Source organism: Nostoc sp. WHI, assembly GCF_015714725.1.
Lineage (GTDB): Bacteria > Cyanobacteriota > Cyanobacteriia > Cyanobacteriales > Nostocaceae > Nostoc.
In genome coordinates this window covers 1-9,661 of sequence record NZ_WBKM01000028.1, presented here as the reverse complement: position 1 = coordinate 9,661, position 9,661 = coordinate 1, and the positions used below count along the sequence as shown (strand labels likewise).

Sequence of the window (9,661 nt, the reverse complement as noted above, 5' to 3'; positions counted from 1 at the left end):
GCCCATCAAGGTTTAAAGCTCCAATCAAAGACACGTTCCCACCCTTAGTACCAGGTATATTACCAACTGCTCTTTCGCCATTGACTGCTCTGGCAAACAAGCGTGACATTGATAAATTCAATCCCGCTTCATCGACAAATATCAGGTTTCTGACATCAATTTTATCTAACCAACGGCGATAGTCATGTCTTAACTCTTGTACTCTTGGGGTATCTTGTTCGCTGGCATAGAGACTTTTTTTTACACCGTAAACCTAATTTTTCTACCGCACGATGCATTGTTGTGATACTTACACTAGTCCCTGTGCGTTCTGCATAGCGATGCCTGCGGCGGGGCAAAGCCCAACGCATAATTCTCTTAGCAACAAATCATTCTTACTTTCCACCAAAGACTTGATCGTGCTGAGATGTTCATCCTGAATTATCGGCTTTTGGTACCCCCCACGTTGTTTTGCTTCAATTTGTCCACTTTCACGATAATAACGTAGCACGTTGCGTACAAATGACAAGCTGACCTTAAACCTTTGAGCCAGTTGGCGTTGCGAACCTTCCTTCTCTAACCAAGCGGCAATCACACGACCACGCAAATCTTTGGAGTAAGATACTGGCATTTAATTTGACAATCACTTCCTGTTTAGCTTACCGTTTTTTGTGGTTCAATTACCTGAAAATTGCTGTAAATTTATCAAAATGTTTAAGTAAGTACTATAGGAATAGTATTTGATTTTTGAAATGCACGTAGTAGACTGTCTACGCAAAATAGTGCGTTAGACGTAGGTTGGGTTGCGCTCCGCTCCACCCAACCTACAATTTTTTTGCAATCATTTTAGCCATGACAGTCCATTACAAGACTATCGAGATTTTTTCAGAAATCAAATATGATTCCTATATTTGTTAATCTTGTGTTTATAGCTTCTTTACCTCTAAGGTGTATTATTTTAGATAGCTATTTCACTTAATATCCTTATTTTCTTAAAGAAAAAAATTTTATGGCTTACGAATTGAAAAAAGCTTTAGCAGTTGCCACCATCATTGGTGCATTCAATATTTTTAATCAGGGGAGTGCGAGTGCTGTTACTTTTAATTTCACTCAAGATGGTTGGTCGCAAGGTGGAATAGTAACTGGTAGCTTTGAAGGAGAAGATTTAGATAGTGACAGTATTATCTCAGAAACTGAGGTGACTAAATTTTTATTAGCTTGGTCAGGAAATCAAGAAGTTCCTACATTAGAACTTACAGATATCCCAGATAGGTGGGAATTCTCCACAACGCAAGCTAGTTTAATTTCGGGTTTTACAAGTGAAGCAACAACCTTTTGGTCTTATGACGGAAGTACTGGTTCTGTTGGCATAGGTGGTTTTGCAGGTATAATTGGCGATACAACACAGTCAGCCCCAATGTTTGAGCTTGTAAGTGCTGAAACTATTCCAGAACCTACCTCTGTTGTTGCAAGCTTAGTTGCCTTATGTGCCGTACTACTTAAGAAAAGATTTTAGCTCTCAAGCATTTGTGACAAGTTAAAAAGGTGTTAGTTTTGTAAATTCTAAATCATAGATATACATCCACTGGAGAAATCAATAGGAATTATCGAGTGGTTCTCGTGCTGCTCTAGGTGTATGGCTCACTCTGGACGAGGGCGATTAAAATGATTTTTGCCCCGTGCGCCTTAGCATTCAGGGCAACAAGACACTGATGTGTCCTGTTGCCAGCCCATGACTTCGGGCACTTCTTGAGCTGCTTAGGTTCGCCCAAATATTCCTAAAAAAATAATTTAGGCAGGAATGACTAGAGCAATCAGTGAACGTTTATCAAGTGATTGGACTTTGCCTACTTGACTAAGATCATTCACAACGCGGTCTAGTAATTCTCCAGCTTGCTCACGATATTGATGTTCTCGACCTCGTAAACGAACAGCAAACTTCACAGAATCGCCCTTACTCAACCACCCAATTGCTTGTTCAATGCGTAACTTATAATCAGCCACACCCACGTTTAGACCGAAGCGAACTTCCTTTACAACTGGTCTGGCACTCTGTGCCTGACGCTTTTTCTTTTGATACTGAAGTTTGCCATAATTAAGAATCTTTGCAACTGGAGCTTCTTTACCTTCGGAAACTAAAACTAGGTCAAGTTCTAAGCTTTGGGCTAGTTGTAGCGCCTCGTAGGTATCGATCAGACCACGATTGTTATTTTCATGGTCAATCAAGAAGACTTGGGGTGACTTGATTTGTGAGTTAATTAGCTGCTTTTGGATTGCGATAACGTTTTTCTCCTAATTGTTCAACATTTTACTTTGCGAATTATACTAATGTAACACAAAGCTGAAGTTAGTGTGTTTTATGTCACCCTAAATTCATTACTTATCCGTACTAGTAAAACTTGCGCTTTACTATTGCTTCTCCTCAAAATGCCCCGTGCACTTCTGCATCCGATTATAGCAATATGTCTTTATGCTCGCATCGCTAGTCAGGGCATCGATGAAAATCTGATTTGCGACCTTCACCGATGCGGTTTGGTCGTAATCAGTGGTTTTTTATTTCTCTCATTCCTTTCCTGTCTACCTTACATCAATGTTAAGAAAGATCCGGGTAAATAAATAGCCGCAAACGGGTAACTTAATGCCCTTTCTAGAGACTAGAGGCAGAAAGCAAAAGCGCAGCTTTGGCGGGATAGATTACTTTAATTATAAGCAATTCGACGGACATATAAATTACGAATTACGTTAGCGCAGCGTTAGCAACGTAGGAGCGGCATTACGAATTATGAATTAGGTTACAATACCTTTGCCAATTTACGAGGGTGAGTTGATATCTGAACTCCCTTTTCTCTGAGGCTTGGCAAAAACAATAAGTCCTAAAAATTCCTTCAAGGTTTCCCACAAGGTTTTTTAACGTATTGTCCGTAGTATCAAGGGTTTGATATTCCAAGCTACCTTATAAGCTAAACGCTTATGTATGGGTCATTTTGCCATTTTTGCCCAAATTTTTGTTGGCTCTTATTTTGGCAAAGGTATTGAGGTTAATAACCACTTTACCGAAGTGAGTTGCACTTTTGAGGTAATGATAAGCTTCTCGTGCTTCAGTGAATGGGAAAACTCGATCAATAATAGGTTTGATTTGATGTTGTTGCATCGTCTGATTCATCGCCTCAAACATTTCCCGACTGCCAACATAAATGCCTTGAACTGTCAAACTCTTAAAAAGTATTGGCATGGGGTCAATCTCACTTCCTCTGCCTGACAATATACCAATCAAGCTAATACCTCCCCCAATGCGGACTGCTTGTAGTGATTTTGGTAGAGTACCTGCACCGCCTACCTCAACCACATGATCCACACCCGTGCGATTAGTCAATTGGTAAACTTGCTTTTCCCAATCTGGCGTTGTTTTGTAGTTAATCGTCTCGTCAGCCCCAAGTTGTGTAGCTCGTGCTAACTTCTCGTCACTACTGGAAATAACGATCGCTCTAGCACCATATATCTTCGCAAACTGAAGAGCAAAAATCGAAACTCCCCCAGTACCGAGCAATAAAACACTTTCACCTGCATTAATATTGCCTTTTGTCACCAGTCCATGCCAAGCTGTGACTGCGGCACAGGGCAAGGTTGCACCTTCGGCGTAGGATAGGTAGTCAGGTAAGATTACCAAACCATCTTGGTGTAATACGACATACTCCGCCAGCATTCCATCGATACCGCCTCCTAGATCCGATTTCATTTTCTCTTTGGTTAAAGAGCCATAAATCCAGTCTTGGAAGAAAATACCAGCGACGCGTGAGCCTACTTTGACGCGTGTCACCCCTTCCCCCACCGCCACGACTTCTCCTGCACCGTCAGACAAGGGAATTAGTGGATATTTTTGTCCAAAGCCGTAAGCTCCTTCAGCCACAAGCAGATCACGATAATTTAGAGATGTTGCTTTTACTTTAATCAGAACTTGTCCCGCAGCCGGTTTTGGTTCAGGGCGATCAACTAATGCGATCGCATCAATTCCGGCGCTGCTTTGAATTTCGTAAGCTTTCATTGGCAGACTTTTTTTGCCAAAAGGTCATAGTTTTGCAGTTCAAGACTATGTTATCGCCAATCATCCATTGCAAAAACATCTGGGCGATTGAATCCAGGTTCATTAGGTCTATGCATTGCTACTCCGATGATTTCACTGCGAAAACCACGAGCAAGCATCCGGCGGTAAGCTTCGTCTCGACTGGTATTGATCCCAGCTACCAAACGTGACATTGTTTGAGCCACAGTCAATGCTTCACACAAATCCAATAACTCCTCGAAACGTTGCCCTGCATCAGTCCCAGAATATACTGCACCAAACCGGACGAAGCAAGTGTTACTACCTGCCTCAGTACCCGCCCCATAGTGACAAACTGCAAATCCTGCCAAGCCTTTATCATCCCGTAACAATACTGTATCACCCAGTCCTTGAGTCTGAACTGTCTGAATTTCCCGTGATAAATCTAGTCCTTCATAAATAGAATTAGTAAGTTGATAAATTGCTTTGAGATTTTCGGCGCGTTCATCCTCACTCATTTGTGAGTATCTAGTTCCTTGGGGTATTGGCTGTAATTGCTGTACTGGCTTTGCCAAAATTGCAGTGAGAAAACGCAGACGAAAGCCAAATTTTTGGTATAGCACGTGATGCTTAGGACTTTGAGCAAAAGTAAACAGTCCTGTCATCGAAGTATGACATTGAGTAAAGTAAGCGATGGCAGGTTCAACGAGACGTTGACCTATTCCTTGGTTCCAAAAGTCAGGGTGAACGCTTAACGGCCCGAAATAGCCAAAACTCCCCCAGTTCACAGCTAGGTTAGACCCGATTAATTTTCCATCTACCTCAGCAGCAAATGCCGCATTGGGATCAGTTTTCCATCGGTGCGATATGTAAGCAGCATCTCCATAAAACTCAGTTGGTTCAGGTAGTCCTAACAAAGTACCAAAGGCCAGCCGAAAAATATGGTCAGCAGCAGCTAACTCATTCTCTTGTAGTAATCGGATAGAAACGTTCATCACTTAATTGTTCTGAGAGCGCTAGGTTCTATCCTATTACTTTCAGCTATGCCAAGTTGCAAGCTTTTTAGTTTTTAACTCAGCCGTTGCCACCTAGCACCAACTACACTGAATCTATGAACTGCTGTGTTTTTTCTAAAAGTGACTGATGTTCGATTTGCTTTGCTAACTCTTGAGCAGTTTGGTAGCACGATCGCGCCAACTTTTTGCGTTTCGTTGCAGCGTAGAGGCTTCCCATATTCAGCAAAGTTGAAATTTCTCCAAGACTATCGCCCAGTTGTTGATAAATCGTCATGGCTTGTTTGTAGAACTTCATTGCCTGCCGAGACTGTGCCAGGGTGCTGTATGTAAAACCAATGTTGTGCAGAGTTGTTGCTTCACCAGAGCGATCTTTGATTGCTCGACGTGTCAAAAGAACTTGATGGTAGAGCAATAGCGCTTGTTTAGGTTGTCCTAAATCACTATAAATTGAGGCGATATTATTCAAAGTGGTTGCTTCACCAGGCAAGTTCTTGATCGCTCGTTGAATTGGGAGTGCTGCTTGAAAAAATTCTAGAGCTTGCTCAAAGTTGCCTAAGACGCTGTAAGCAAACCCAATACCATTTAGGGTTGTTGCCTCACCAGAAAAGTCACCTAACAATCTACGCGTCGTCAAAATTTGGTTTTGTAACAATAATGCCCGTTTCGGTTCTCCCAACCGAGTATAAATTAACGCTACATCATTGAGAGTAGAAATTTCTCCTTGAGTATTTTGCGATCGCCTAAAGATGGGAAGTGCCATGTCAAAATACTCTAACGCTTGGGAAAAGCGTCCAAGACGGCTGTAGGTAGAACCTAAATTGCTCAGTGCAGTTGCCTCTGCTGGTGCGTTGCCAATTTCAACGGCAACCAAAAGCGCCTGATGAAACCGCTCTAATGCTCTTTGAGGTTGCCAGCAACTGAGGTGAGCTAAACCGAGGTCGTTCAATGTATAACCTTCTCTGGCTCGGTCTGGAATTGCTCTAGCCAAGTCTAAATTCTTGGTTGCAAGATCGAGAGATTCTTGAAATTTCCCCCGGCGGTAGTAGCGGTTTGCTTCATCACGACGTTGTTCCCACTCTTTGACTTGATTTAATGGTTGCATCATCTGACCTCAGTTGCATTCTGCGATAAATTAGGCAAGACATTTGGGGAATGAAACCCTCTTAGGTTAGGTTTCCCAAATTTGACTTAATGTTTATCTTCTATCCTTAGATATAAGACGTAAATAAAAAAGTATGCTACGTATCATATTTACAATAAAAACCATCCCCATGTGTAGCGTGGATACACTCGATCTCCAGTGCGATCGCTCCAATTAATGCCTGATAAAATCAGGTGGAGCTAATTAATAGGTTTAAAGCTTTGTTAGCAGCATTACTTTATGGTCAAGAAGATTTACGCCTAGAGAAGGTTGTTGATCCCACTCCGGCGGCGGGCGAAGTTGTGATCGAAGTGGGGGCGGCAACAACTTGTGGTACAGATTTGAAAGTCTGGCGGCGTGGTGGTCATGCTAAGATGCTGACGCCGCCGACGTTGTTTGGTCACGAAGCTGCTGGGCGAATTGTTGCTTTGGGAGCAGGTGTTACCAATTGGCAAGTAGGCGATCGCGTCGTGGCTAATAATTCCGCTCCCTGCATGGAATGTTTCTTTTGTCAACGCCAAGAGTATTCGTTATGTCCGAATTTAACCTGGAATAATGGAACTTTTGCCGAATATCTGAAAATTCCCGCCCCAATAGTGCAGCATAATTTGTTGCAGATTCCCGATGATTTGCCGTGGGAATTGGCAGCCATGACTGAACCTTTAGCTTGTGTGTTACATGGTGTAGCTCGTTCTAACATCAAAGCCAAAGATCAAGTAGTCGTTTTGGGAGATGGGGCGATCGGGCTAATGTTTGTGGCGGCGTTGAGTGGAAAAGCTGAGGTTTTGCTGTGGGGAGGTAATAACCACAGGTTAGAAATCGGTCAGAAATTGGGTGCAGCGCAGACCTTTAATTATCATCAAATCTCGGATATTCCCAGTGTGGTGAAAGAATTTACCCAAGGATGGGGTGCAGATGTAGTAATTGAAGCGACTGGTGTTCCAAGTGTTTGGGAAACTGCGATCGCCTGTGCCCGTCCTGGTGCTACGGTCAATTTATTCGGTGGATGTCCACGGGATACAAGTATTACTGTTAACACAGAACAGCTACACTATAGCGAACTTACCATCAAAGGCGTGTTTCATAATACACCGAAGTATGTGCGATCGGCTTTATCACTGTTAGCAAGTCGCCAAATTCCCTTTGAGTTACTTATTAGTGAACAGCGGCCATTGAAGGATTTAGAACAGGTGTTTGGTGAGATGAAGGCGCGTCAAGTAATTAAGGTGGCGATCGTTCCTTAATTTTTTGGCAGCCAATTTACAGGGCATATTACAATGACTAAATATAGCACCACAGACTTAGGCTAAAGCACATGACTCCTCAAGTCATTACCCCAGTATTGATGATTGAACCCTCATCATGGCTACGCTCTGGTATCACCATCGAGAAAGTTGATAATGTTAACATTGCTAAGTTCACAGATGAGTTACATACTCGTCTAGAAGAATTGCTTGAGAAAGGAAAAGCTGGATTGCTGACTTCTGAAGAAGAAGCTGAATATGCTGGAATTGCTGAACTGGAGCGCATCCTAACTTTTGTTAACGCTAAACTGATTGCCAGTCGTGGGTGTTAAAGATAGCACTCGGCAGTTTGTGCGCGAAAGAGCTAAATATCTGTGTGAATATTGCCACTCTCCAGAACGCTCCAGTTCAGATCGCTTCACAATCGATCATCTTGTTCCACAATCATTAGGTGGCTCAGATGCAGATAACAACTTAGCTCTAGCTTGTCGTCGCTGTAATGAGCGTCGTTACAACTTCACAACTGGCGTTGATCCTCAAACTCAGCAAGAAGTTACCCTATTTAATCCTCGTCAGCAATCGTGGGTAGATCACTTCATTTGGACAAGCGATGGACTAAAGATCATTGGCAAAAGTGCTACAGGTCGAGCAACTTGTCATCGACTAGATATCAATGATGAATTTCACAACCAAGGATTTATCCAAGAATCTAGGCAGTTATGGATACAAGGAGGCTGGCACCCACCTGTAGACGATCCTCGTCTTTGACGCTTGAATTAGCGATCGCATGAGATACTGGAAACATCGCTTCACCGATAACCTCAACCAAGCTAACGACCAAACTGCGATCGTTAAAAGATTTAGAACAGGTGTTTGATGAGATGAAGGCGCGTAAAGTAATTAAGGTGGCGATCGTTCCTTAGTTTTTTGCGGGGTACAGCAGATGATCTGGGTCTAGCCAAACAATGTAGAAAATTTCGTTAAGAAAAAACCCATGAACCCTACCATGTTCATTAGAGGAGATGGAAAATTGATATGGTATATCAACTAATTGTTCTTCATTTGGCAAACCAAATGCCCTCTCGCTGGTATCTTCCCACTTGATGGGATGACATCTGAGAGTACTGCTACGATTCACTAACAACTCTTGAGCCGTTAGGCTAGATAGAGCTTTTAACCAATCAAGCAAGGTCAGCCAGTAGATTACTTCTTTTTCTCTACAAGAAAACTTACTGTTACTGTCCTGATAATATTTAAACGAAAAGCTGATGCCTTGAGGTGGCTTCAGCTTAGTTGGTTTAATACCTGATGTGCCGTCTTTGGCAACCTCAGTCTTTTTAATCCTTTTCTTCGGCACGAGATCCGTAGTACTCCTTCATCCACTGTTTCTGAATAACTTCGTTGGAAGGTTCATCAGGTGGTAGATTTCCTCTAGCCAAATTCCAGGGTGCTTCAGCATGAGTCATCTGCTCTAGTTCATAAGCATCGCAGGCAAAGTACTCTTGTGCAACCTCATCTAGAAACCCTTGAACCTCTTGGGGTAATTCCGGGTTAGCATCCTCTAAAATTGGTTGCCATCCAAAAAGCTTATATTTCTGGTACAACGCAGGTATCACAGGCCCATGTATCCAGGCTTGAAAATCCTCTTGGAATAAATGAGTGTTATGGAGTGCAAGATGCCAAGCTTGAGCATAGTACACAAGCTTTTGCAGCTTTAGATTACTGATAAAAGAACCTGTTTCATTTGCCAACCAGATAAAGTAATCTGCTACGGTGAACTACCCCAACTTACCGAGTACGGTTGAAGTTGGGGCTTCTGTAATCATAGGGGAGTGCCTAAACTTAGACTTTCGTCCAAGAGTAGGGCTTACCTCCCCTCCTACAGCAGAGACGGCTGAACCTTCCGCCTTTATCATTCTGATGCCTTCTGCTCTAATATTTGTCGCGGCGTTCGCGTCCCTGTCATGATGAGTATTGCAATGAGGACAAGTCCACTCACGGACATCCAACAGCATCTCACCTATTTGATAGAAACAATTAGAACATAGTTTAGAACTGGGGAACCATCTATCAATCTCAACTAACTTTGCACCAATGCGTTCTAGCTTGTAAGCTAAAAAGTTGGTGAATGTTCCCCACCCTACATCAGATATTGATTTCGCCAATTTGTGATTACGAACCATGCCTTTAACATGAAGATTCTCTACTATGACAGCTTGGCTATCGCTGACCAACTTATAAC

The 9,661-nt window shown here is 42.7% G+C and carries 12 protein-coding genes; 4 read left to right on the top strand and 8 right to left on the bottom strand.

All coding sequences use genetic code 11. From position 1 onward, the window contains the following. Nucleotides 1-289: 289 nt before the first annotated feature. Nucleotides 290-610: a helix-turn-helix domain-containing protein gene (locus F8S12_RS02840; RefSeq protein ID WP_230967746.1), complete on the bottom strand. Its 321-nt coding sequence runs from the start codon at nt 608-610 to the stop codon at nt 290-292. 378 nt (nt 611-988) lie between these two features. Between F8S12_RS02840 and F8S12_RS02835 the strand changes: the two genes are divergently transcribed. Beyond that, complete coding sequence (locus tag F8S12_RS02835; protein ID WP_196514706.1) at nt 989-1,495, top strand: hypothetical protein; 507 nt, start codon at nt 989-991, stop codon at nt 1,493-1,495. A gap of 275 nt (nt 1,496-1,770) precedes the next feature. On the opposite strand, the gene infC is transcribed toward F8S12_RS02835, so the two are convergent. The 4 genes from infC to F8S12_RS02815 form a co-directional block, all read right to left on the bottom strand. Further along, entirely contained in the window at nt 1,771-2,238 is a 468-nt protein-coding gene (gene infC, locus F8S12_RS02830) for a translation initiation factor IF-3 (protein ID WP_331001336.1), read from the bottom strand. 709 nt (nt 2,239-2,947) lie between these two features. Further along, nucleotides 2,948-4,021, bottom strand: coding sequence for a zinc-dependent alcohol dehydrogenase family protein (locus tag F8S12_RS02825; RefSeq protein ID WP_196514705.1), 1,074 nt, complete (start codon nt 4,019-4,021; stop codon nt 2,948-2,950). 50 nt (nt 4,022-4,071) lie between these two features. Beyond that, nucleotides 4,072-5,013 carry a GNAT family N-acetyltransferase gene (locus F8S12_RS02820; RefSeq protein WP_196514704.1) on the bottom strand — a complete coding sequence of 314 codons (942 nt, stop codon included), beginning with the start codon at nt 5,011-5,013 and terminating at the stop codon, nt 4,072-4,074. A gap of 103 nt (nt 5,014-5,116) precedes the next feature. Continuing rightward, the gene (locus F8S12_RS02815; RefSeq protein WP_196514703.1) at nt 5,117-6,139 is read right to left on the bottom strand and encodes a tetratricopeptide repeat protein; all 1,023 of its coding nucleotides are present in this window, start codon (nt 6,137-6,139) and stop codon (nt 5,117-5,119) included. Nucleotides 6,140-6,396: 257 nt separating this feature from the next. On the opposite strand from F8S12_RS02815, the gene F8S12_RS02810 reads away from it, so the two are divergent. The 3 genes from F8S12_RS02810 (at nt 6,397) to F8S12_RS02800 (ending at nt 8,187) form a co-directional block, all read left to right on the top strand. After that, a complete protein-coding gene (locus tag F8S12_RS02810; protein WP_196514708.1) occupies nt 6,397-7,419 on the top strand; it encodes a zinc-dependent alcohol dehydrogenase in 1,023 nt (340 codons plus the stop codon). A gap of 71 nt (nt 7,420-7,490) precedes the next feature. Then, nucleotides 7,491-7,751, top strand: a complete 261-nt coding sequence (locus F8S12_RS02805; protein WP_196514702.1) for a hypothetical protein — start codon at nt 7,491-7,493, stop codon at nt 7,749-7,751. Further along, nucleotides 7,741-8,187, top strand: a complete 447-nt coding sequence (locus tag F8S12_RS02800) for an HNH endonuclease (protein ID WP_196514701.1) — start codon at nt 7,741-7,743, stop codon at nt 8,185-8,187. Before F8S12_RS02805 ends, F8S12_RS02800 begins: the two co-directional genes overlap by 11 nt. Before the next feature lie 151 nt (nt 8,188-8,338). Here F8S12_RS02800 and F8S12_RS02795 read toward each other — a convergent pair whose 3' ends face one another. The 3 genes from F8S12_RS02795 to F8S12_RS02785 all read right to left on the bottom strand — a co-directional run. Then, nucleotides 8,339-8,776, bottom strand: a complete 438-nt coding sequence (locus F8S12_RS02795) for a hypothetical protein (protein ID WP_196514700.1) — start codon at nt 8,774-8,776, stop codon at nt 8,339-8,341. After that, nucleotides 8,757-9,170 (bottom strand): Panacea domain-containing protein, encoded by a 414-nt coding sequence (locus F8S12_RS02790; protein ID WP_230967744.1) that lies wholly within the window; start codon nt 9,168-9,170, stop codon nt 8,757-8,759. The genes F8S12_RS02795 and F8S12_RS02790 overlap by 20 nt, the downstream gene beginning before the upstream one ends. Before the next feature lie 27 nt (nt 9,171-9,197). Beyond that, a partial coding sequence (locus F8S12_RS02785) for an RNA-guided endonuclease TnpB family protein (protein WP_196514699.1) occupies nt 9,198-9,661 on the bottom strand: 464 nt, incomplete at its 5' end.